This is a genomic window from Varibaculum massiliense (assembly GCF_900106855.1).
GTDB classification, from domain to species: Bacteria; Actinomycetota; Actinomycetes; order Actinomycetales; family Actinomycetaceae; genus Varibaculum; species Varibaculum massiliense.
The window spans coordinates 1,579,992-1,601,476 of sequence record NZ_FNWI01000004.1; the positions used below are offsets into that span (position 1 = coordinate 1,579,992).

20 protein-coding genes are annotated in these 21,485 nt (G+C 51.3%); 6 read left to right on the top strand and 14 right to left on the bottom strand.

The genetic code is table 11. The annotated features are described in order from the left end of the window. Window positions 1-126: 126 nt before the first annotated feature. From BQ5456_RS07010 to BQ5456_RS07020, 3 genes are all read right to left on the bottom strand, one after another. The gene (locus tag BQ5456_RS07010; RefSeq protein ID WP_071129352.1) at window positions 127-1,125 is read right to left on the bottom strand and encodes a malate dehydrogenase; all 999 of its coding nucleotides are present in this window, start codon (window positions 1,123-1,125) and stop codon (window positions 127-129) included. Window positions 1,126-1,376: 251 nt separating this feature from the next. Further along, the gene (locus BQ5456_RS07015) at window positions 1,377-1,817 is read right to left on the bottom strand and encodes a GtrA family protein (RefSeq protein ID WP_071129353.1); all 441 of its coding nucleotides are present in this window, start codon (window positions 1,815-1,817) and stop codon (window positions 1,377-1,379) included. Window positions 1,818-1,826: 9 nt separating this feature from the next. Then, on the bottom strand, window positions 1,827-3,332 hold the full coding sequence (locus BQ5456_RS07020; protein WP_143037054.1) for an RCC1 domain-containing protein: 1,506 nt from the start codon (window positions 3,330-3,332) through the stop codon (window positions 1,827-1,829). 165 nt (window positions 3,333-3,497) lie between these two features. Here BQ5456_RS07020 and galE point away from each other — a divergent pair, with 165 nt between their 5' ends. Continuing rightward, window positions 3,498-4,487 carry a UDP-glucose 4-epimerase GalE gene (galE, locus tag BQ5456_RS07025; protein ID WP_071129355.1) on the top strand — a complete coding sequence of 330 codons (990 nt, stop codon included), beginning with the start codon at window positions 3,498-3,500 and terminating at the stop codon, window positions 4,485-4,487. 131 nt (window positions 4,488-4,618) lie between these two features. On the opposite strand, the gene BQ5456_RS07030 is transcribed toward galE, so the two are convergent. From BQ5456_RS07030 to BQ5456_RS07040, 3 genes are read right to left on the bottom strand one after another with little or no spacing between them, the layout of a single operon-like run. Further along, window positions 4,619-6,013 (bottom strand): LCP family protein, encoded by a 1,395-nt coding sequence (locus BQ5456_RS07030; RefSeq protein ID WP_235858548.1) that lies wholly within the window; start codon window positions 6,011-6,013, stop codon window positions 4,619-4,621. Window positions 6,014-6,049: 36 nt separating this feature from the next. Next, a complete protein-coding gene (locus BQ5456_RS07035; RefSeq protein WP_071129356.1) occupies window positions 6,050-7,345 on the bottom strand; it encodes an LCP family protein in 1,296 nt (431 codons plus the stop codon). 51 nt (window positions 7,346-7,396) lie between these two features. Continuing rightward, window positions 7,397-8,059 carry a uracil-DNA glycosylase gene (locus tag BQ5456_RS07040; protein ID WP_071129357.1) on the bottom strand — a complete coding sequence of 221 codons (663 nt, stop codon included), beginning with the start codon at window positions 8,057-8,059 and terminating at the stop codon, window positions 7,397-7,399. 104 nt (window positions 8,060-8,163) lie between these two features. Here BQ5456_RS07040 and BQ5456_RS07045 point away from each other — a divergent pair, with 104 nt between their 5' ends. Together BQ5456_RS07045 and groL are read left to right on the top strand one after the other, a co-directional pair. Beyond that, window positions 8,164-8,772 (top strand): LytR C-terminal domain-containing protein, encoded by a 609-nt coding sequence (locus BQ5456_RS07045; protein WP_143037055.1) that lies wholly within the window; start codon window positions 8,164-8,166, stop codon window positions 8,770-8,772. Window positions 8,773-9,116: 344 nt separating this feature from the next. Continuing rightward, on the top strand, window positions 9,117-10,748 hold the full coding sequence (gene groL, locus BQ5456_RS07050; protein WP_071129359.1) for a chaperonin GroEL: 1,632 nt from the start codon (window positions 9,117-9,119) through the stop codon (window positions 10,746-10,748). Window positions 10,749-10,927: 179 nt separating this feature from the next. Here the strand turns inward: groL and BQ5456_RS07055 are convergent, their stop codons facing one another. Continuing rightward, window positions 10,928-11,668 carry a triose-phosphate isomerase family protein gene (locus BQ5456_RS07055; RefSeq protein WP_071129360.1) on the bottom strand — a complete coding sequence of 247 codons (741 nt, stop codon included), beginning with the start codon at window positions 11,666-11,668 and terminating at the stop codon, window positions 10,928-10,930. Between the two features lie 33 nt (window positions 11,669-11,701). Beyond that, the gene (locus tag BQ5456_RS07060; RefSeq protein ID WP_071129361.1) at window positions 11,702-12,136 is read right to left on the bottom strand and encodes an RpiB/LacA/LacB family sugar-phosphate isomerase; all 435 of its coding nucleotides are present in this window, start codon (window positions 12,134-12,136) and stop codon (window positions 11,702-11,704) included. Window positions 12,137-12,318: 182 nt separating this feature from the next. Between BQ5456_RS07060 and BQ5456_RS07065 the strand changes: the two genes are divergently transcribed. Both BQ5456_RS07065 and BQ5456_RS07070 read left to right on the top strand, forming a co-directional pair. Further along, a complete protein-coding gene (locus BQ5456_RS07065; RefSeq protein ID WP_071129362.1) occupies window positions 12,319-13,272 on the top strand; it encodes an aldo/keto reductase in 954 nt (317 codons plus the stop codon). Next, the gene (locus BQ5456_RS07070; RefSeq protein WP_071129363.1) at window positions 13,272-14,099 is read left to right on the top strand and encodes a DeoR/GlpR family DNA-binding transcription regulator; all 828 of its coding nucleotides are present in this window, start codon (window positions 13,272-13,274) and stop codon (window positions 14,097-14,099) included. Before BQ5456_RS07065 ends, BQ5456_RS07070 begins: the two co-directional genes overlap by 1 nt. A gap of 38 nt (window positions 14,100-14,137) precedes the next feature. On the opposite strand, the gene BQ5456_RS07075 is transcribed toward BQ5456_RS07070, so the two are convergent. Genes BQ5456_RS07075 through BQ5456_RS07090 form a run of 4 tightly spaced genes read right to left on the bottom strand, consistent with a single transcriptional unit; the run spans window position 14,138 to window position 18,550 of the window. After that, window positions 14,138-15,532: a Tm-1-like ATP-binding domain-containing protein gene (locus BQ5456_RS07075; RefSeq protein ID WP_071129364.1), complete on the bottom strand. Its 1,395-nt coding sequence runs from the start codon at window positions 15,530-15,532 to the stop codon at window positions 14,138-14,140. 27 nt (window positions 15,533-15,559) lie between these two features. After that, window positions 15,560-16,390: a phosphoenolpyruvate hydrolase family protein gene (locus tag BQ5456_RS07080; protein WP_071129365.1), complete on the bottom strand. Its 831-nt coding sequence runs from the start codon at window positions 16,388-16,390 to the stop codon at window positions 15,560-15,562. 43 nt (window positions 16,391-16,433) lie between these two features. After that, entirely contained in the window at window positions 16,434-17,303 is an 870-nt protein-coding gene (locus tag BQ5456_RS07085) for an amidohydrolase family protein (protein WP_071129366.1), read from the bottom strand. After that, on the bottom strand, window positions 17,300-18,550 hold the full coding sequence (locus BQ5456_RS07090; protein WP_205407867.1) for a RuBisCO large subunit C-terminal-like domain-containing protein: 1,251 nt from the start codon (window positions 18,548-18,550) through the stop codon (window positions 17,300-17,302). Before BQ5456_RS07090 ends, BQ5456_RS07085 begins: the two co-directional genes overlap by 4 nt. 126 nt (window positions 18,551-18,676) lie before the next feature. Between BQ5456_RS07090 and BQ5456_RS07095 the strand changes: the two genes are divergently transcribed. Next, entirely contained in the window at window positions 18,677-19,744 is a 1,068-nt protein-coding gene (locus BQ5456_RS07095) for an MBL fold metallo-hydrolase (protein WP_071129368.1), read from the top strand. A gap of 52 nt (window positions 19,745-19,796) precedes the next feature. On the opposite strand, the gene BQ5456_RS07100 is transcribed toward BQ5456_RS07095, so the two are convergent. Beyond that, on the bottom strand, window positions 19,797-20,087 hold the full coding sequence (locus tag BQ5456_RS07100) for a WXG100 family type VII secretion target (protein ID WP_071129369.1): 291 nt from the start codon (window positions 20,085-20,087) through the stop codon (window positions 19,797-19,799). 178 nt (window positions 20,088-20,265) lie between these two features. Further along, window positions 20,266-21,396, bottom strand: a complete 1,131-nt coding sequence (locus BQ5456_RS07105) for an HD domain-containing protein (protein WP_071129370.1) — start codon at window positions 21,394-21,396, stop codon at window positions 20,266-20,268. Window positions 21,397-21,485: the final 89 nt, after the last annotated feature.

A 21,485-nucleotide genomic window follows, 5' to 3' on the forward strand; every position in this document is an offset into this window, starting at 1 on the left:
GAGCTGGGCGGTTATTAATTGTCTTAATCAGTTGCCCGCAAAAGCAATATTGGGGGGTGGGCATAATGCCCACCCCCCAATATTTTGGCTCTACCGACCCAAAGGGTTGGCTAAGTAAAAAGAGATTTAGAGGATTCCCAGTTCCTTGACGGTGGCAATTTCCTCTTCAGCTGCCTTCGCGTTTGCCACGATGTGCTGCTTAGTCTTTTCGGGTAGCTCCAGACCTTCAACTACCTGGTATTGTCCATCCTTACAGATGACGGGCATACCGTAGACTAGACCTTCGGGAACTCCGTATTCACCGTGAGAGGGACCGGCGAAAGTGGACCAGTCGCCCTCGGGAGTACCTAGCGCCCAGGTGTGCATGTGGTCGATAGCAGCCGAAGCCGCCGAAGCCGCCGAAGAAGCACCCCGCGCCTCGATAATGGCAGCGCCCCGCTTAGCTACGGTGGGTACGAAGTAGTCGTCCAGCCAAGCCTCTTCCACTAGCTCCGGAGCTGGCTTACCGTCAACGGTAGCGAAAGTGAGGTCAGGGTATTGGTCAGCAGAGTGATTACCCCACACAATCATCTTCTTGATGTCTTTGACCGCGGCGCCAGTCTTTTCTGCCAACTGGGAGATAGCGCGGTTGTGATCCAGACGCATCATCGCGGTGAAACGTTCTGCCGGTACATCCGGAGCGGACTTGGCAGCAATATAGGCGTTGGTGTTCGCCGGGTTACCCACAACTAGTACCCGAATGTCCTCTGCGGCATGGTCATTAATGGCTTTACCTTGGGGGCCGAAAATACCGCCGTTAGCGGCCAGCAGGTCGGCGCGCTCCATGCCCTTACCGCGCGGACGGGCTCCCACCAAAAGACCGTAAGAGCAGCCCTCGAAGGCCTTATTGGGGTCATCGAAAATATCCACGCCTGCCAGCAGCGGGAAAGCAGAGTCGTTAAGCTCCATTGCGGTGCCCTCGGCGGCCTTAACCGCCTGCGGGATTTCCAGCAGGTTCAACTTCACCGGCTGATCCGGACCCAGCATAGCGCCCGAAGCGATGCGGAACAGGAGGGCGTATCCGATGTTTCCGGCAGCCCCAGTAACGGTCACGGTAACAGGTTTTTTGCAGCAGCATTCTGCCATGTGATTCTCCTTCAGTGAGAAATTTTCTTACCGACCGCGTGCGGTCGGTCAAGCCAAGTAGACTTATGCTTTAACCCTAACGCTTTAAGGTGCTATCTGCCACTGAAATCTTCCTCCCTAAGCGCAATAAAAGTGCAGGAAATCGGGTGCCTCTCGATATCGAGAAAGGCTTCTTGACCCTTAGTCCTAGCTGAGAGTCAATCGCCGATAAAACCTGTCGGCCCTTCCTCAAGAATGCAGCTGACCGATAACTATTTTTGATTGCCGGTGAAAATGGTGTGTTCGTAGAGAAAGAATCGCAAAATAGTGCCTAGTATCAGCCCGATCACATTAGCAGAGATATTATCAGCTAGGAGCGAGGTGAGTCCCAGCAGGTAGTGGCTAATCCCTAGACAGATAACCGCCGGTAACATTCCTAGTACATTTACTACTGCAAATCCTAGGAATTCTTGCATCCGCCGGTTAGTGCGTTTATTACGGAATGTCCAATAGCGATTAACCACCCAAGAAAAAATGGTAGCCACCGCCGCGGCCAGCACTTTGGAAGTCAGGGGATGAGAGGATAAGACGCCCAGCCTTAAGAAGTTGAACACCGAGACGTCAACTAGATAGTTCATCCCGCCCACCAGGCAAAACTTAATTATTCGGGTGATGCGTCCCGGGGAGCGCAGATAGGCGTAAAGTTTTCCCACAGCTTAAGATTACAGGCGCGAATATACCGGGGTTAGTTGCGCGGTACGAGCATTCGAAAGCCGGTCGGTGCGCCGCCCATCTGCCAACTGGCCTTGCGCCCAGTTACCCAAGCAGTACATATTGTTCTGTTTGTCGATCATGCAGGTGAAAGTATTACCCATAATCAGGGTGGAGCGAGAATTGGGACCTAGGCGAGAATCCAGTCCGCTAAGAGCGGGAGCAGCGCCGATAGCTGTCGAGTCAGTGGCGGCTACCCGTTGGGTGAGAGCGATATTGGAGCCGAGTTGCCCGAAGTCGTTACGCCCCCAGCAGTAGGTGCTGCCAGCAGTAGTCACCGCACATCCTCCATAAAACCCCAGGTAGACTTGCCCCACCTCTGGCAGGGAGCTGACCAGTTCTGGTTCTAGTATTCCCAGATTATTGGACATATTCCCGGGTTTACCGGCTTGTCCGTCGCTGTTAATTCCCCAGCAGTAGAGACGTTTATTCTCGGCGATTGCGCAACTGTAATCACCTGCTGCCCGCAAGGATACGAACTTCATATCGGATACCGGAGCTGGGCGCAGCTGGTAATCCACCACTAGCTCGTTATTCCAAGAGTCCAGGCGGGACTTCACCCCCCAGCAGTACACGGTGCCATCTTGTTTGACGGCGCAGGTGTGGTCATTGCCGGCAGCGACCTCTTTAACGCCAGTCATTACCGCAACCGGTTTCAGTTGGTTCCCGATATTGGTGCTGTTACCCACTTGTGCCATTTCATTGGCGCCCCAGCAGGTGAGCACCCCGGAATTGGAGAGGGCGCAGGCGTGACGCCCTCCGGCAGCTATCTGGGCGGTATCTGCTGGTAGAGATGTAACGCGTAGAGGATTAAATGAGCCGGAAAGCTGATTTCGGGGGCGCGCTTGCCCCAACTGACCGTAGGCGTTATCGCCCCAACAGTAAACGAAGCTGTCGGTACCCAGGGCGCAGGTGTATTCACGGCCAGTGGCAATCTGAGTGAACTTCACCGGCTGGTTAGCGATAGTTTGGGGGGTAATCGCCGGTTGCCGGGTAATAGGAACCCCCAATTGACCGGATTTGTTGACCCCCCAACAGCGGGCAGTGCCATCGGTACGCAGACCACAGGCAAAAGAGCCGGAGGCCGAGGCGCGCCGCAAGTCTTGGGCGACCCCGATTGGTTGTACGGTTTCCGAGGGGGCAGGATTCTGGTTGAAGGTAGGAACTGGAGAAGGACCAGGCTGCACCGGACGCAGGGACAAAATAATGCGCGGCCCGTTAAAAGTAGGAGTAGGAGAGGGGCCAGGCAGCACCGGATCATAATTGGAATCGGAACTTGGAGAAGCGGAGGTAGGCTGGGGATTTGCCGGAGTTAAAGTAATTTCATAGGTCGGTTTGGTGTCTCCGGCGATGGAGACAGCAGGGGAGATGACTAGAATCCCCAAAGCTACTAGCAGCGCTAATACCGCCAGGGTCGCCTGGAGTCCAATGCGTCGTTTCGACGCTGCGTCACGCATTCCTGCCACCTCCCGTCCTACCTCGGGAATACTAGAACTCTCCTGAGTACATTCTAACCTATTTTTAACAATCTTTGAAGTTAGAAATAGGGGAAAAACTAGCAAAATTCTAGCTTAGGGCTGGTTAACGATATCAGGACTTACGCACTAGGGTAAACTGTTTCCATGAGTATTTTAGTGGTAGGCGGCGCCGGCTATATTGGCGCACATGTGGTGCGACTCCTGGCTGAGCGCGGGGAAAAAGTAGTCGTGATTGACGATTTATCCTATGGCACTCCCGATCGGATTGGCGACGCCAAACTGGTACAACTAGATGTGGCCAGTGCGGGGGCGCGGAAGAAGATTTTCCAAACCTTGATTGACGAGGACGTAACGGCGGTTATTCACTTCGCGGCGCGCAAACAGGTAGGTGAATCGGTGGAAAAACCCATGTGGTACTACCAGCAAAACGTGGGGGGACTCGCGAACGTAATGGCTGCCATGCGTGATGCCGGCACTCGACAAATGATTTTCTCCTCTTCCGCCGCGGTCTACGGTCAGCCTGACGTACCGGTGGTTCCCGAAGAGCTAGCCGGTAAACCCATTAACCCCTACGGGGAAACCAAGTTGATTGGTGAATGGATGATGGCGGACTGTGAACGTGCCTGGGGTCTGCGCTGGATTGGACTGCGGTACTTCAACGTAGCGGGTTCCGGTTGGGATGAACTGGGCGATCCCGCTCGTCTCAACCTGATTCCCATGGTGTTGGAGCGTCTAGCCAAGGGACAAAATCCCAAGATTTTTGGCACCGACTATGACACCCCTGATGGTACCTGTATTCGCGACTATATTCATGTCCGCGACCTCGCCGATGCTCACCTGCATGCCCTCGACTATGTGGCTTCCGGGAGGGAAATGGAAAACCATGTCTTCAACGTAGGAACTGGGCAGGGGACTTCGGTGCGGGAAATCGTGGAGGGCATCCGCGAAGTTACCGGCATTGATTTTAAGATTGACGAGGAAGCGCGCCGCCCCGGAGATCCCGCACAGCTAATCGGAGACACTACTCGGATTCGGGTAGAACTTGATTGGAAAGCTGAAAACGGGATTAAAGAAATCCTGGAGTCCGCCTGGAGCGCCTGGCAGGCAGGTCCCGATAGAATTCCGGGACTATAGGGGCGACTTTAGAACATATTTTTGCATCCGGGTAAAAGGCGGTTGTTGCCCGGGGAGCGAGCGCTCCCTCTCCCTGCCCAAAATAAGCGAGGAATCTTTGGAGCGGGCTGGTGTATCCCAGTTATCTGAAGTTACTGAAACTGGTGGTATTGACTAGGTTGCAGCGTACCCTTTTGGAAGGCCGACCAAAAACCGGGGGTTTTTTGCTGATCTAGCAGCACCATGGCTCCATGCGCGCCATCATAGTAAGCCATATTAGCAATCGGAGGTGCCCCGGTAAGGTTGTTCTTAGCGGCGCTGCGGTAGGCGAGCAGCAATTTTCCGATCGCCCAGGCACCCGAATCACTATCACAAGTCAGGTTTTCCGCTCCGGCAATTGCCAGGTCACGCTGCTTAAAGGGATTAAGGAAAGTAGAAGGGGTTATTAGGGTGTCTGCCAACTTGGAAACTACCTGTCGCTGTCGTTCCGCCCGACCAATATCGCCTTTAGGGTCTTGCTGGCGCATCCGGGAGAATGCCAGCGCGGTGGCTCCATCTGCCTGGTGACAGCCACTTTGCCATTTCAAAGCGGAATCGGCGTCATCTACGTCGTAATCCAAGCAGAGTTCAATCCCTCCAACTGCGTCTACCAGCTGAGTCACTGACCCCATAGTGACTTCCACATAATGGTCGACTTTTACGCCGCTTATCCCTTCTACGGTTCTTACCAGCAGTTTTGGGCCGCCAAAAGAATAAGCGGCATTGAGTTTGTTTTGGCCATATCCGGGAATGTTTGCCGCAGTGTCGCGGGGGAGGGATACGATGGCAGCAATTGAGTTAACTTTACGTATTAGCATAATCGTGTCTGTGCGAGCTCCTACATCCGCCCCTACGATTCCGCCATCGCTACCGTCCGAGCGCTTATCGGAGCCAGCAATTAGCCAAGTTTCCCCCTCGCCAGCCGGGAGAGCCGAAAGGGCATCAACCCGGTTTAGCGAAGAATCCACCAGATGCCACAGATAGAGCGGCCAAGCGATAACAAAAATCAGGGTTAGAGTCAGAACTGCTGCGACAATGCGGCGAACTTTAAATTTCGGGCGCGGAACTCGGCGTTCTTTAGTGAGGGGAATTGGTTCTAGGCGACTGGGGAGCTGCGGGCTAGGCTCGGGTAAGGCTTCCGGTGAGCGGTCTTGAGATAATACCCGGGTACGCGCGGGCGCTGGGCGTCCGGCAAAGCGTGAACCGGTGCGCACTTGTACCGGAATTTCTTGGGCATTAGCTAAGCGTGATTCTTTAGGACGTGCCTGACCGTCTGCTAGTTTCCTAGAAATGGCAGGGCGAGCCGAATGACCGGCAGAGGCAGGGGAGAGGTGACTTGTTTCTTGGCTCCTAGCAGTAGATGAGAATGCCTGTTGGTTAGCCGTGTTTGAGCTTACAGGACGAGTTCTTTTTTCCTTAGGGGCATAGGAGGGCGGAATTTCCTGCCAATGGTGAGGTCGAGGACGTTTGGGTGGGGGGAAGGATTCTGGAAGACCTTGCTGACTCAAGTTACTTACTCCCTGATTAAAACTTGGGTATCTGACCTACTTTTCTGCTTCGCACTTCCTTTGTAGTGCAACTAGGTCATCGGTTGTCTCCGGGGAACTGGCAGTATTCCCCTTATTTTGGGGGTTAGAAGAACGTGGGGTAGGTTCAGTGCTCTCAGTGTTGCTGGCACTGCTGGAGCTGGCTGAAGGGGAAGCGGAGGTTGCCGCTTCAATAGTGTAAACCTTGCCATTACCATCACGAACTTCAATCCCCATAGGCAGAGAAGTGTCGTTAATAAAAGCTTCCCAGATAGGTCTTACCTCTTTGTCATTTATCACCACTCTGTTGGGGTCGTTGGGAGCTGGATAAACCGGCAGGGTAATAAAACGAAGATTCTCGGGCTGCAAGGATTGCAGTGACCAGCCTAAACCGGCAAGTTCGGATACTGAAGATATCCCATCGGAGATACTCAAAGAGCTCAAGCCGCTACCGATAAAATCGTAAAGCTGATTTAGGGAGGTCAACATATTTTTTTGTAAGGCGGTGCGCATCATAATTCCCATCACTGCCTGTTGTCGCTCAATACGTTGCAGGTCAGATCCGTCCGATCCTTGTACTCCATGTCGGACGCGGGCATAACCTAGTGCTTGCTGACCGTCGAAATGGGTACATCCAGGTTCTAATTCCAACCCGGAATTCCGTTGATCGTGAATCGCAGTAGGGATATAGACATTAATTCCACCTAGAGCATCAATCATGGAAGCAAAACCGCTGAAATCGACCACCACTGATTCGTCAATCCGCATTCCCGAAAGCTTTTCTACGGTTTTCCAAGTACAAAGAACTGCTGAAGTACGGTCACCGTCTTCACCGCCAATGGAATAGGCCCAGTTAAACTGCACTCGTTGCGGTCGCGATTGTTTTCCGTCCTTATGTTCGCAAGCGGGAACATCAACGATTAAATCACGGGGGATTGAAACTACGTTTACCTGAGAGCGATCCTTGGAGATATGCATAACCATGGCAGTATCGGATCGCTCCCCCTCGGAGGCATCATTAATAAGAGCCTGATTGCCCTCCCCAGCACGAGAATCAGACCCAATAATCAAAATATTGATAGCGCGTCCGCTGTAAGAATCGGGTGGAGTGCGCCCCAGCTTCTTGGCAGTGCTGATATTGTTCACTCGACTAGAAAGGTCATGGTAAACCAAAAAAGCCCCGGTAAGAGAAAAAGATAGGGCGAATACCAAGACGCTAATTACTGCCCGAAGCAGCCTACGCGGGTAGGGCGGATTTACGGCGTGACGGATGCGCCCCAGGTAGGTTTTTGCGCTTTTCTTGTGCGAACTCACGTGTGCCACTCTATACTGTCTTGCCCAAATTGTAACGATTTGGATAAGGAGTTAGGGAAGTTGCCAATTTACTGGGCTTGCCCCCAGCTGTTGCAACAAAGAATTAGTGCGCGAGAACGGTCTGGATCCGAAGAACCCGCGGGAAGCAGATAGAGGTGAAGGATGCGCCGATTGAATAATCGGAGTATTTTCAAGGGCGGGAGCTAGGGACTGGGCTTGCTTGCCCCAGAGAATAGCCACTAGCGGACGATCGCGGGCTACTAAAGCAGAAATGGCGCAGTCGGTTACCTCTTCCCATCCCCGTCCGCGATGGGAACCGGCCTCGTTTGGGGTAACCGTAAGAACTCTGTTTAATAGCATTACCCCCTGCCCTGCCCAAGGGCGTAAATCTCCGCTGCTGGGCGCCGAGCATCCTAAGTCGTCATGGAGCTCCTTAAAAATATTTTTTAGAGACTTAGGAATTTCCACTCCTGGTTTTACCGAAAAAGATAATCCCATCGCATTCCCAGGAGTAGGGTAGGGATCTTGCCCAACGATTAGTACTTTTACCTGATTAAAGGGGTAGGTAAAAGCACGAAAAATATCCCCGCCAGCGGGAAGGTAGTTGTTGCCTTCATCGCGCAGCATCTTGCCCATTTCAGAGATTTTTGGGGCGATCGGAGTCATTACCTCGGCCCAGGAAGGGTGCATAATCTTTTCCAGGTTGGTGCTCATAGCTCCATATTAACCTGTTGATCCACCTAAGCTATGAGCGGTAAATGCTGCTCCTCGGCGTGGCAGTTGCCCTTTGACTGCTGTAATCCGGTTAACCTGTGTTTGTGAGTAAACAAGAGTTTCCGGAAGATGAGTTCGATGCGCTGGGCGAAGAGGGTCCTTCGGGTGCTCATCGCCGTCCTGTCAAGCGTTGGCAGACGCTGCTACCTATCTTAGTGGTGTTGGTGCTAGGACCAGCTTTGGCTTGGGGGGGAGTGGCACTGATGAAAGGCACCGGACACACGCCGACTCCTGCTGCCACTAAAACTACCACCACAACCACTGCAGCGACTCCTACTACTCCTACCACCGGTCCCAAAAAAATCGCTAAACCCAGTGAGCCTTCCGAAAAGAAATCTGTGGCTAGTCCCACTGCCAGCGTTGCGGCTACGAATAAAGCGGAGGCGCGAGTGCGGGTTTTAAACGCTTCTAAGCGATCTGGCTGGGCAAAAGAGGTCGCCGATAAGCTGGCAGCTGACGGTTTCACCAACCCGAGTGCGAACAACTCTCAAGCTCGCGGATTGAGCGACTCCACTGTGCTATATCGGGGTTCCCAGTTCGAAGCCGCCGCTAAAGAGGCTGCTAAAGTCGCAGGTATTAGCAATGTGCAGGATGCCGATAGCGGCAAATATCAAATTGGGGAATGCGATATCGCTATTTATTTGATTCGCTGAGGGTAGTTACTCGCGGACAGTGTCCCGGAACGTAACTGTAGGAACCAGCTTCTTGACCCGGGGGAATCCATTTCTTCTCCGAGAGGCTATTGCAGAATCTGCAAGTTTCACTTAGAGGATATTTTTCCTTCTGGTTCTGCTGAAAGTTTGCACTTGCCTTAGGAGAGTGCCAAAATCATATTTAGCACTCGAACCTAGAGAGTGATAAAAACCGAGTTCTTGATGAGAGGGCGACGTTCCGAGACAGGAGCGGCGCGGCGTCCTCGTCCGTCGCGGGCATCAAGACTGGGTCAAAGATCTAACCGCGTGGCGCAGTAGCGCCGCGATGGAGGGAATAAAATCTTATGAGCAAAATTATTGCTTTTGATGAGGAAGCTCGTCGGGGAATGGAGCGGGGTCTAAACACCCTAGCTGACACGGTAAAAGTAACGCTGGGACCGCGTGGTCGCAACGTAGTTTTGGAAAAGAAGTGGGGAGCCCCCACCATCACCAAAGATGGCGTGTCTGTAGCCAAGGAAATTGATCTGGAAGATCCTTACGAAAAGATCGGTGCTGAGCTGGTCAAAGAGGTCGCCAAGAAGACCGATGATGTAGCTGGTGACGGCACCACTACCGCCACTGTATTGGCGCAAGCGCTGGTACGCGAGGGGCTGCGCAACGTGGTCGCCGGGGCAAACCCAATCGCCCTAAAGCGTGGCATTGACAAGTCGGTTGAGGCGGTTGTGGGTCAGCTGCACGCCGATGCCAAGGAAGTCGAGACTCGTGACGAAATCGCTGCTACCGCCTCTATCTCCGCCAACGACCCCGAGATTGGGGCTTTGATTGCGGACGCCATGGAAAAGGTAGGCAACGAAGGGGTAATCACCGTTGAGGATTCCAACTCGTTTGGTACTCACCTGGAAGTCACCGAAGGTATGCGTTTCGATAAGGGCTACATCTCTGGCTACTTCGTAACCGATGCGGATCGTCAAGAGGCAGTACTAGAAGACCCCTATATTCTGCTGGTGGAATCGAAAGTTTCCCAGATTAAGGATCTGTTGCCACTGCTGGAAAAGGTAATGTCTACCGGCAAGCCGCTGCTGATTATTGCGGAGGACGTAGACGGGGAAGCACTAACCACTCTGGTGCTGAACAAGATTCGTGGCACCTTTAAGACCGTTGCGGTTAAGGCTCCGGGATTCGGTGACCGTCGCAAGGCGATGCTGCAGGATATGGCAATCCTAACCGGTGGACAGGTAATTTCCGAGACCGTGGGGCTCACCCTGGAAAATGCGGAACTGGATATGCTGGGCAAGGCGCGTAAAGTGGTAGTCACCAAGGACGAAACCACTATCGTAGAAGGCGCGGGCGTCGCCGAAGATATCGAGGCACGGGTCAAGCAGATTCGTCAGGAAATCGAAAACACTGATTCTGATTACGACCGCGAGAAGCTGCAAGAACGTCTAGCCAAGCTGGCTGGCGGGGTAGCAGTGATCAAGTCCGGTGCCGCCACCGAGGTGGAAATGAAGGAGCGTAAGCACCGGATTGAAGACGCGGTTCGTAACGCCAAAGCGGCAGTTGAAGAAGGCATCGTGGCCGGGGGCGGGGTTGCTCTATTGCAGTCCGGCCTCAAGGCTTTGGACGGCTTGAAGCTAACTGGTGACGAAGAAACCGGCGCTTCCATTGTGCGGGTGGCTCTGTCCTCCCCGATGCGGCAGATTGCCGAAAATGCCGGTCTGGAAGGCTCAGTAGTGGCTGAACGGGTAGCGCATCTGCCTGCTGGTCAGGGTCTAAACGCGGCCAATGGCGAGTATGAGGATCTACTCAAGAGCAATATTGCTGACCCGGTTAAGGTTACGCGTTCTGCTCTGCAGAATGCGGCTTCGATTGCGGGGATGTTCTTGACCACTGAAGCGGTAGTAGCTGACAAGCCGGAGCCTCCGGCTCCGGCAGGTGGCGACGATGCTGCAGCAGCCGGTATGGGTGGAATGTACTAAACCACGCTGCTGTTGCTTAGTGGCATAGCTGCTGGGCATAACGAATAGCAAGAGGCGGGGGCGAACCAAAAGGTTCGCCCCCGTTCGCCCCCGCCTTGTCTTTCCGTTTAAATTAACCCCTAAAGTAGGTGGCGGTTACTGTAAGGTGGCCGCCACCTGGTGTTTTGTTTGGGGTTGGTTTATTTTCGTGACATGGTTTCTTTGGCTACTTCGAGGAAGGCTTTGGGGTCGTGTGCAAAGCGTCCTAGGAAGAGTCCGTCGATGGTGTTGTCCAGTTTGGTTATTAGTCCTGGTCCTGCTGAACCGCCGTAGAGAATGGTTGTTGAGGGTAGGTCGGATAGACCGTCTCGGATGTTTTGGCATGTTTCAGAGACGTATTCAGGGCTTGCTGGCTGTGCGGCGCCGATAGCCCAGTAGGGCTCATAGCCGAGCCATATTTCTGTGGGTGTGGCGTATTTTAGTGCGGAGTGTACTTGTTTTATGCATAGCTTTGCTGCCTGTTTGGCTGTGGTTTTTTCTGGTTCGCCTATGCATAGTAGGGGAATTATGTTGTTGCGTTTTGCTGCTGCAACTTTTTTGGCGATCATGTCTTCGTTTTCACGGAAAATGGTTCTACGTTCAGCGTGACCGATTTCTGCGACTTTGACGCCGAGATCTGCTAGATCTGCTCCTGAGACTTCGCCGGTAAAGGCTCCTCGGTCTTCGTAAGCTAAATCTTGGGCACCTAGGATAATATTAGTGTCTTTTAGAATTTCACCCGCTTGGGGGATGGATAAGAAGTCCGGCAGAATTGCCAGGCGTACATTATCGATTAAAGCGGGTTCACTAGTAATTAAACTTTTTATTTCGCGACAATATTCTAAAGTTCGTGATTGCGAAAAATACATTTTTAGGCTTACAGCAGCCACTGGTTTATTCATTTAATTCTCCCGAATAGGTGAATAGATAGTTAGTTATTCTGCTTCGTATTCACAAATGCGGGCAACCTTATCTTTGCTGCGCGAATTAGGATCGAAATCGTTTTTAAGATATTCCTCTAAAAACACTTCCGCGGATTTGATGCCTACTACCTGGGATCCAATTGCGATTATGTTCGCGTTATTACTGAGGGTGGCTCGTTGCGCCTGGTATACATCAGCAATGCAAGCACAATAGGCGCCTTTTACCTTGTTTGCCGCGATTGAAACCCCAATGCCGGTACCACAAACCACTACACCGCGATCATATTTACCAGCAGCCACAGCTTCGGCTACTGCTACCGCAACATTAGCGTAAATGGGATCATCTGAACCAAAATCTTTAACCTCGTGCCCTAAATCCTTAGCCTTAGCCATAAGAGCCTGCTTAAGATCTGTAGCGTTTGGATCACAACCGAATGCGAGTTTCATATTTCACCTAACCTTATTTAAAATAAATACTCGTAATCTAGGTTACCGTATCTATAAGAAATTCATACCTTTTAGGTGTTATTTTTTCCGTTTTCGAAGCGCTAAAGACATTTATGTAACGCATTCGAGATAATTTAAGATTGTGCTGGTTTAAGGTTCACAACTCGTCTAATATTGTTGGTATGAAATATAGGCGGTTAGGTGATTCTGGTCTTCGCGTTTCCGTTTTGGGATATGGCGCGAATAATTTGGGTCGAAAGAGCTCGGCTTCTGAAGATATCTCAGGTGCAAAGAAAGTTGTGGATGCGGCGTTGGATGTAGGCGTGAGCTATTTTGACACTGCAAATGTTTACGGACATGAACCTGGATTATCAGAGAGGTTGCTGGGACAGGCACTAGGTAAGCGGCGTGGCAATGTCGTTATTGCAACGAAATTTGGGTTACCCATCACAGGAGAGCCTAAGGACTTAGCCCGTGGATCGCGTAGATACATTATGAGGCAATGCGAAGCATCTTTATCTCGGCTAGATACTGATTGGATTGATCTTTATTACTATCATTCCCCTGACCCCCTCACCCCAATCGATGAAACTATCGATGCGTTAGATACTTTGGTAGACCAAGGAAAGATTCGCTACTACGGAGTGTCGAATACTACTGGATGGCAATTGGCGGATGCGTGGCATCATTCACGTCCAGGGCGACTTGTTGCGACGCAAAATCATTACAATCTCCTAGATCGCCGAGCTGAGCAGGAGATCGTTCCGGCAGCGCAACATTTCGGTATAGGTCTGGTTCCGTATTATCCATTGGCAGCAGGCATATTGACAGGAAAATATAATAATGGAATCCCCCGTGATGCCCGATTAAAGCCGGGAGACCCAAAACTTGCTGCAGTCAATATCGAGGTTTTACATGCGTATCAGGACTTTTGCTCTCAACGTGATGTGCAACAGGCATCAGTAGCAATTGCGTGGCTTGCTTCACGCTCTCCCGTGGCATCTATTATTGCAGGTGCTACCCGTCCTGAGCAGATTCGTGCAAACGCTCAAGCTGTTGAGCTTGAGTTGAGCGTGGATGATTTAGCGGCTCTAGACAAGATTTTCCCCCGTCCCGAAAAGGTAGCGTTGTTCTAATGGATGACGAGATTGAGGCAAAACTTGCTGTTTCACCAACAAAACAAGATTTGAGGCGGGACGCTATTACTGAGCGCGTTCTTGAGATTGGATCTGTCCGCATAGATACGCTGGTTGATGAACTTGGCGTATCGAGGATGACGATTCACCGCGATCTGGATGCCTTGGAGGCAAGAGGCGTGCTACGTAAATCTCGGGGTGTCGTAACTGCAGTTGCTTCGAGCCTATTTGAAGCGTCAACTGATTACCGTTTGCGGCAGCAGTCGGTTGAGAAACGTGCGATTGCCAAACTCGCCTTTGATCTGATTGAACCTGGGGAAGCGATTGTACTAGACGACTCGACAACAGGCTTAAATTTAGCCGAATTATTGCCCCAGAAAGAACCTTTGACAGTTATTACTAATTTTGGACGCGTACTCGACATGCTTGGTAGCAAGAGAGGCATTTCGCTTGTCTCTACGGGGGGAGAATATTACCAGCTGTGCGATGCCTATAAAGGTAACCTGTCGCTTTCGGCTTTGAGCCAGTTGAGCGCAGATACCTATTTCATGTCGACACCTGCTATCAGTAATGGTGTGTGTTTTCATCAACAACCTGAGTTAATCCAAGTTAAGCGCGCCATGTTCAAATGTGCGAAGAAGCGTGTGCTAATCGCTGACCATACGAAATTTTCAAAGCGGGCGTTGTATTCGATGATGCCAATACGTGAATTTGATGTTGTAATTTCCGATGCGGCGTTAAGCCGCGAGCATGTCACTGAAATTCGGCGGAGTGGTGTACGACTAATTATTGCGAAGACGCGCTCGGGAAAAACTGATATTAGTTAGTCCCGAACGCGTCTGCAGTGGATTCGATGGCGTTCCTATTACAGTGTCGTCAACTTATTGTTGAGAATTTTGTCGGAGAAATTATTATATTTTCCGATTTCCCATTCACCATTGATCATGTCCCACACGATGGTGTTCAACAGGTCAGCGAATTCTTCGTCAAGAATATGATGATCTGTCCAGATAAGATCTACCACATTCGTATCGACCTTCGACCACATCCGCTTCAACATGGCAGTTGCGCGGCGGGACCATTGTGGATACTTCTCATCGGGCTCCCAAACTGGGCCGTCGCCGTTTCCTTCTGCCCAGCCGCGCTCCCGCGTGCACAGGGCAGCTTCTTGGTCGTAGGCCGACCAGCCACGCATAGGAATTACGAATGCGCAGGGTCCCTTAGAACCATTCAAAGTGTCGGCGAGAAAATCGGAGAGTTCGATAATTTCCGGAATGGTCGGAACCATCTCAGTTACGTTTTCGTTATGAATATAAGGTTTACCAGTATCGCGGAAACCTTTACGTTTACCGGTACGGAAATCCTCTATATATTCTTCCTTCATTGTGGCGAAGGCACCGTAAGCGCACTGATCTAGGCCTCCAGGTACAACTACATTGGGGATACCCATATCTGGTGCGGCAGTCATACGCACACCAGTCCAAGTCTTCGGCGTCCCGTATACGGAGTCATACATATTGTTGGTCAATTCACCAGGCGTCATATCGACAACAGCAGTGATATCACCGGAGCGAATCAGATCTTCCATCGTGGCGCCCACTCCCACCGCGTGGAAAGTCGAGCAATCCCAGCCGTTCTTGTTGAAGAAATTAGTAATTCGCATCTGGGTAGGTGTCGTCGTTCCATAGCTGGTGACAGCGGCAAGTGGCCGATCAATCGGCGAATCTTCCACCTTGGCCATGGCTACAATGCCTGCACAAGCTTGCGTGACGATCTTCGAGGTTACGGCGGTAATACCTTGCTCAGCGGTCGGCGAGACAATGAAAATATCTTTATTACCCAGCCATCCAGACACGTCCGATGATGCCATATCGGTCATCAGAATCTTGGGAACCCCAAATGGTAGCGCCCTCATCGCAATCGAAACGGTGGTGGATCCTACGGAACCCGCCCAGCTGATAATACCGTCGCAGCGCCCTTCTTCGTGTAACTTGAGAGCCATCTGCGCGCCGGCTCCTCCCAGTTTTTTAATTGCGTCTGCGCGCGGGCCAGCAAAGACTTCATCCATATCCAGAGAAGCCAATTTGCCGACTTCGTAGTTGGAAATGTCCGCGAAATCTACGCTGCCACCAAGCGAAAGATCCATAATTATGGGTTCGCCGCCATTGGCACGTACCTGCTTGGCTAGGAATTGAATTTCCGTGCCTTTCGTATTGCACATTCCCACGCATAAAATTACAGGTTTACCATCTTTATTCATCTGTTACTCCTTCGTCACAGGTGACTATTAGTCGTTGAGTATGTTTTTGTATTCATTAGTAATTGCCAAAATTGCTTTTTCAATCGGCATGCGCTCCGCAGCAGAACCGCCGATGAAACCATGCGCAGAAGTATTTTTAATTACGTGCGCTGCTTCGGAGGGGCCTTCGATGGGGCCACCGTGTGCGAATAGGATGACATCCGGATTCTCTTGGAGAGCCGCATCGAACATTTCCTGGCTGCGTTCGGTGGCTTCTTCGAGCGTCATATCAGATGCGGCGCCTTTAAGCCCACCGACTGTAGAACCGAAGTGCGTGGCGATGGAATGGGCACCGACGCTGGCCATCACTTTTGCCTCTTCAGGCGTAAACGCATAAGCGAGGGTAAACATATCCATCTTTACAGCTGTTTCAATGAATTCGACTTCGCGCTTCCAGCCAATGCCGATCTTGTCCATCTGCGCTACGGTTTCATCTCCGTAAATCTTGATCATGAACGGGTTGATTCCGCTCACGCCGGCATCCCGCAGCCGTTCCAGATGCTCTTTATGCGGCAACAGCGGATTAAAGGCTCCAGATAGAGTCATGACCGGCGCTTCAGAAACATTGGCGACGATTTCGGGAAGTAAATCGAAAAGGATTTGGTTGATATCGCTGTTTGGCATGAGCGCGGCGAGAGATCCTTGCCCCTTCATCCGCCAATAGCTCGTGGCAGAGGCGATAATCAAATCAGCTCCCCCCATTTCCTGTAGTTTCGCAGATAGTCCGAATCCACAATTCGGTGCGAATAACGGTCTGCCCGCGTCAATCTCTGCGCGTAAACGGGAGGTAACTTCTTTTGCCGTGTAGAGTTTTGCCATTACATTCTCCTTTGAATAATCGGGACCGGTTCTTGGATTCCGGTCAGAGTTGGTAGCGATTCAAAAATGCGGACGAATTGACGTCACGAATTGCGACGACGTCGTCTGTTGAAATCACAGGATCGGGGGTCTCCTGCAACTCCGCAATAAGCAAGTCGAGGTTACCCAGTGTTTTTTCGTAACTATAGAGGGGCATGTCGGATCCGAATAGAATTCGATCAACCGCCCCCGCCCACGTTTTGACCAACGTAATGAGATGGCGCAAGGGGTGGGTCTGGAAGTTTGGATCGCGTCCAATTACTGAGCTGATATCTACGTATACATTGGAGTGTTTCCGCAGTAATCCCGCCGTTCGAGAAAAGTCGATACGCCCCGCATGCCCCAAGATGGCTGGCATTTGCGGAAAATCGCAAAATACTGAGTCAAAGCGATTGACGCTCGTATACTGATCATTGAGCGGAAGGACGCCGATATCACCCGAGTGAAAAAGGACGGGTTTCTGTGCTTCTTCCAGAACTTTATAAATTGGCCACAGCTGCGGATCATCTACACCCATATTTTGAAATGCGCCGTGGAATTTTAAACCTTTATGGCCATCTGCGAGTGCTTTCGCCACAATTTTCTCCGCATGTGGGCTGCGCGGATTCACACAACAAAACGGAATCAAACGCTCAGGATATTTGTTACATTCGCGTAAAACGAAATCATTGATGCGTCTGATATGCGCATCAGATAAATCTGGCTGATATGCAAGGGCGACGGCAATAGATAAATCAACGCCGTTGTGATCCATGGATGAGACTAGGGTTTCAGCATCACACGAAAGCGAGCGACTGGAGTCGTAGCTTCTAATCTGAGGTGGAATATCCGATTCTTCCCAAATATGTGCGTGAACGTCGACGCGTTTGCTCATTTGACTACTCCAAAAACATCCAATGCAGTTGATAACTCGGCATGTTCGCCAGCTGCTTCTTCCAATGTCACACCATCCATGTAGGCGTCAATTGCTTGGCGCATCGCCCTAACGCCTGCCGCAGGTCCTTGGGGGTGTCCTTGAATGGCTCCACCTGATGCCAGAACGATATCTGTGCCTAAGTCCTCTAAATATCTGTATACGACCCCGGGCTTAACTCCCCCCCCAACAACCGGGAACGACGGCTGAAGGTTGCTCATTGGCGTGAGCAGTTTGCGTGCTGTAGCTAAGTAAGCCGCTTTCCGCATGGGGTAACCACTGTAGGGAGTGTTAATAACCGCCATGTCGGCACCCACGAGCCTTGGGAAAAATCCGAGCGCTAAGGCAGCTGACATGCCGGAGGAAGCGTTTTCGTAATAGGTATTAGCCGAGGCATAGTGGCCGAGAATTGGCACATCAAACTTTTCTCGCAATTCGACGACGCTACCGTACCCGACCGCGGCATAACACACCATGAGTGCGCGCGCTCCGGCGTCAATAGCGCGCTTGGCATTTTCGAATAAAGCCGTGCCTTGCGCAGTGATATTAGGTACGTAGATGGTGCGGTGGCCAGTTTCTTCAAAAGCTTGCTGTGCAGCTTTGTTATAAGCGGTAACACGCTGATCAATAGGAGAGAATTCGGGGTCTCCCATGAGTTCATCATCTTTGATTAGATCAGGGCCGCCTAATGCTGTCTCGCGGAAGATTTCACTTCCCTGAGCTGGAGTAAGACCAGTGCATGGTTTGATCATGTTGAGTAGAAGCGGGCGCGAAGGGATGCCGAGAAGCTTTCTGATCCCAGCCACACCATGCTTTGGACCTGGAAGCTTGCTTGTCATCGACGCAGGGAGCTGAACGTCAACGAGTTTTGCCGCCATGGAAGTCGAGGCGTCATTGCCCAGTAGTGAGGTAAAAAGCCTCGGTATGTCAGCTCCTATGCTCACCGCCGGCAAGGCAAGAGTTGCGGTGTAGGTTGTGGTATTTTCACCTTCGGTTACCAGATCGCTGGGATCCAGGGTATTAATGTCAATGACTTCACCCTGGTAGTTGTCAACCATTTCTTGTGTTAGACCGGGAACATCAACCCAGGTTCCAATAGTTTGACCGATTGCGAAGGCGCGAACTTTTTCTAGGGGGTCAACATCGGCAGGGATGGAAAAGGTATATGTCGCAAGAACCGCGTCATTCTTGTTGTAAGCCTGTGGCATGTTGCTCCTTCGCATTGCTTGAAATGTTACGTATACATGATATATGAACCATTATAGATGTTGCAAGTGCATATAAAAAATGTGATATTTTGGTATTGAGCCCATTTATATTTAAGGATTAGAACCATGCAAAAGGTTGACGCACGTATTATTCTTCTCGGTACAGCAGGTGGCGCAGTTACTTGGGGAAGTGCGGATTCATCAGGTTTGTGCCGCTACGGGACTTCAACGGCTCTAGTTATTGGTGGAAAGATTTACGTCGTCGATTTCGGTATGGGTGTTGCGCGGCAGTTAACCAAGGCGAACCCCCTGGGGCGTCCGGAATCGCAAATATTCGAAGACCTGCAAACATTGTTTATTACCCATATGCATTCTGATCACACATTAGATCTGTCAAACCTGTTGTTGTGTGGATATAACCAGGGGTGGCCATCACATCGAGTGGAAGTGTATGGACCATGGGACAGAGTTCTTAGCCCTAGTTTTTACTCAGATTTGCCGGAGTTGGATATATGGACGCCAGGTGCTGAAAAATTCGTCAATAATCTGTTGGCTGCATTTGAGGCCGAAACTTTAGACAGAGTCTATGGCGCAAAGAAACGCTCTCCGCAGGACATGATTGTCGGCGTTAATGTCCAACGTCCTGGGGTAATAGACCGCGACACTCATGGGAAGTTTTATGAATCTGGGGAAGCTGACCCTGAGGTCAAACTTAACCACAATGAAGCGCCTGTGGATCCGTTCTTCGTTTACGAAGATGATCGCGTGTATGTGACCGCCACACTGGCGGAACATGGAACTATGTATCCGGCATTTGCCTACCGTTTTGACACGGATGAGGGATCCGTAGTCTTCTCTGGAGATACTGGTCCTTCTGAGAACCTAGTACGACTTGCTGCGGACGCAAATGTGCTGATTCATGAAGTAATTGATCCAAACTATGCGCGTTGGCAATTTGGGGATCCTCCATATACCCCCAAGCAACAGCAAGCACTAGATGTCGTATTTAAGAAACACTGTTCGGTCGAAGTTGTGGGGACGATTGCCCAACGCTGCTCAGTGCAAACATTGGTGCTTAACCATTTTGTTCCGGGTAACCTGTCGCATGGATCATGGGCTTCGAAAGTGAAGGGATTCGATGGGCGCATTATCGAAGGTCGCGACCTGGATACCGTGTATCTTACCAACGTTTAGCTGAACAGCCGGCAAACAATAGGGAGAGTAAAACTAAGTTTCGATCAGGGTATTACCCAGCAAACATGGCTGCCGCGCCGCTTTCGGCATCTTCATAACTGGCGGAAGTAGCCTGCAAGGCTTGTGCAATGGAATCGAGAGCCGCTTCCATCTGAGCTTGGGCAGCGCGCCAACGGGTAGCACAATCCGCGAAGGAACTGGCGGCTGCCCCGGTCCAGGATCCTTGCAGGGACTGTACTTGTGCCATCATAGCGGCAGCATCGGTGCGCAGTTGCCCGGCGATTGCTGCTGCCTGAGCTCCGGCTGCCGCTACCTGACCGGAGTCTACATTGAATTGTGCCATCTTGGTTTCTCCTTAAAATAACAGATTGATTGGCTTTCGCCCTCAATCTAGAGCCAGAGACACCGCAGTAAGGTATGCGCGATAATAACTTCAGGAAACCGCAGCATTATCCTGTCCTGTGGACACTTTTCAAGGTCGGGGAAGGGCAGCTTCCCGCCAGCTAGAAGAGGCGGTTTCGCTAGATTTCTTCGAACGAGTCCTCGTCATCGGCCGAAGAGTACATAGTCTCCTCAATCTCTTCCTCCTGAGGCTGGGAGGGGGATGCTTCCTCTTCAGACTGATCAATGTTTTGCGCGCCAGGGCGTGTACTCTTGGCTAAATTAATTTTCCGCATAGTCAAGGTAGAGAATTGGTCGGCCACGTTTTCCATTGAAGACAGCCCATTTTCGGTGGCGTTCGCGGCATTTTCGGCTTGTAGTTGCGCGGCGTGTTCCTCTAAAGCCTTTCTTTCGGTGGCGGAAACTTTGACTACCGGAATTTTCGGGGAAGCGATTTTGTCTTCCGGCGGCAAAATGGATTGGCGCATCCCCGTACGGTTAGCAGCCCCTTTGATTACCACAATTTCCGAAGTGTCGGCAGCGGAAATTTTTTCTTTATTCTTAGGACGCGAAACCGCTTTTTCTTTCCCCACCGGTTCCCCCGGAATCAACGCCGAGAGCTTTGCATATTCGCCCTCCAGATTTTGCCGCGCCGCACCCTCATTTCCGCTACCTAAGGGGGAATGGAAAATGGTATCCCGCGCTAGTAGCTTCGAGATTAGCGAGCGGCGCAACCGGGCATAACGCAGCTGATCCATAGTATCCATCTCCGCCCGCATTAGCTGACAGTAGCTGCGATAATCCTGAGGGGAGGCGCCCAAATAGGAAATAGCGGCATCCACAAACACGCAGGCATCCAAATCGCCAGTGGGAGGCTGGCGCCCCTCTAACATCAAAATCAGTTCCCCGACCCTAATGGCTTTTTCTTTTTGCGCTCCTAACTGCAGGAGACGATCAAGGGCAAAATCGGCAGAAGCCGGATAGTTTTCGTAGTTAGTAGTATTTTTAGCTCGCGTTTGCGATTGGGTAATTACCCCGTGATACCAGGCAGAAACGGTTAAAATAGCTGGTTGCTGCGAAGTGTTTGTAAAGTGATCCAAACAAGTAAGTAGGCGAATTAGATGGGAAGTGGTGTGGAATTTCCGTCCGGCAGACTGCCACATTTCCAGGAGTCTAGCTGCTTCTTTGCGCAACAAGGCATCATCGGTAATCCCCAGCTCCCGCATGGCTTTGACGAATCCCGTCTGCAGCCAAGATGGCGCACCTGGCATAGCCTCTGTACCCCCGACGAATGAATGTTGCAGTGGTTATCCTACGGCTAAAAGCTCAGGAGAGAAAATAAAGGCTAAAAACACCAATC

Bases quoted from the DNA above. Each gene is read 5' to 3' on its own strand.
- BQ5456_RS07010 (WP_071129352.1), bottom strand. From the start codon at position 1,125: ATGGCAGAATGCTGCTGCAAAAAACCTGTTACCGTGACCGTTACTGGG.
- BQ5456_RS07020 (WP_143037054.1), bottom strand. From the start codon at position 3,332: ATGCGTGACGCAGCGTCGAAACGACGCATTGGACTCCAGGCGACCCTG.
- galE (WP_071129355.1), top strand. From the start codon at position 3,498: ATGAGTATTTTAGTGGTAGGCGGCGCCGGCTATATTGGCGCACATGTG.
- BQ5456_RS07040 (WP_071129357.1), bottom strand. From the start codon at position 8,059: ATGAGCACCAACCTGGAAAAGATTATGCACCCTTCCTGGGCCGAGGTA.
- groL (WP_071129359.1), top strand. From the start codon at position 9,117: ATGAGCAAAATTATTGCTTTTGATGAGGAAGCTCGTCGGGGAATGGAG.
- BQ5456_RS07055 (WP_071129360.1), bottom strand. From the start codon at position 11,668: ATGAATAAACCAGTGGCTGCTGTAAGCCTAAAAATGTATTTTTCGCAA.
- BQ5456_RS07060 (WP_071129361.1), bottom strand. From the start codon at position 12,136: ATGAAACTCGCATTCGGTTGTGATCCAAACGCTACAGATCTTAAGCAG.
- BQ5456_RS07065 (WP_071129362.1), top strand. From the start codon at position 12,319: ATGAAATATAGGCGGTTAGGTGATTCTGGTCTTCGCGTTTCCGTTTTG.
- BQ5456_RS07070 (WP_071129363.1), top strand. From the start codon at position 13,272: ATGGATGACGAGATTGAGGCAAAACTTGCTGTTTCACCAACAAAACAA.
- BQ5456_RS07075 (WP_071129364.1), bottom strand. From the start codon at position 15,532: ATGAATAAAGATGGTAAACCTGTAATTTTATGCGTGGGAATGTGCAAT.
- BQ5456_RS07080 (WP_071129365.1), bottom strand. From the start codon at position 16,390: ATGGCAAAACTCTACACGGCAAAAGAAGTTACCTCCCGTTTACGCGCA.
- BQ5456_RS07085 (WP_071129366.1), bottom strand. From the start codon at position 17,303: ATGAGCAAACGCGTCGACGTTCACGCACATATTTGGGAAGAATCGGAT.
- BQ5456_RS07090 (WP_205407867.1), bottom strand. From the start codon at position 18,550: ATGCCACAGGCTTACAACAAGAATGACGCGGTTCTTGCGACATATACC.
- BQ5456_RS07095 (WP_071129368.1), top strand. From the start codon at position 18,677: ATGCAAAAGGTTGACGCACGTATTATTCTTCTCGGTACAGCAGGTGGC.
- BQ5456_RS07100 (WP_071129369.1), bottom strand. From the start codon at position 20,087: ATGGCACAATTCAATGTAGACTCCGGTCAGGTAGCGGCAGCCGGAGCT.
- BQ5456_RS07105 (WP_071129370.1), bottom strand. From the start codon at position 21,396: ATGCCAGGTGCGCCATCTTGGCTGCAGACGGGATTCGTCAAAGCCATG.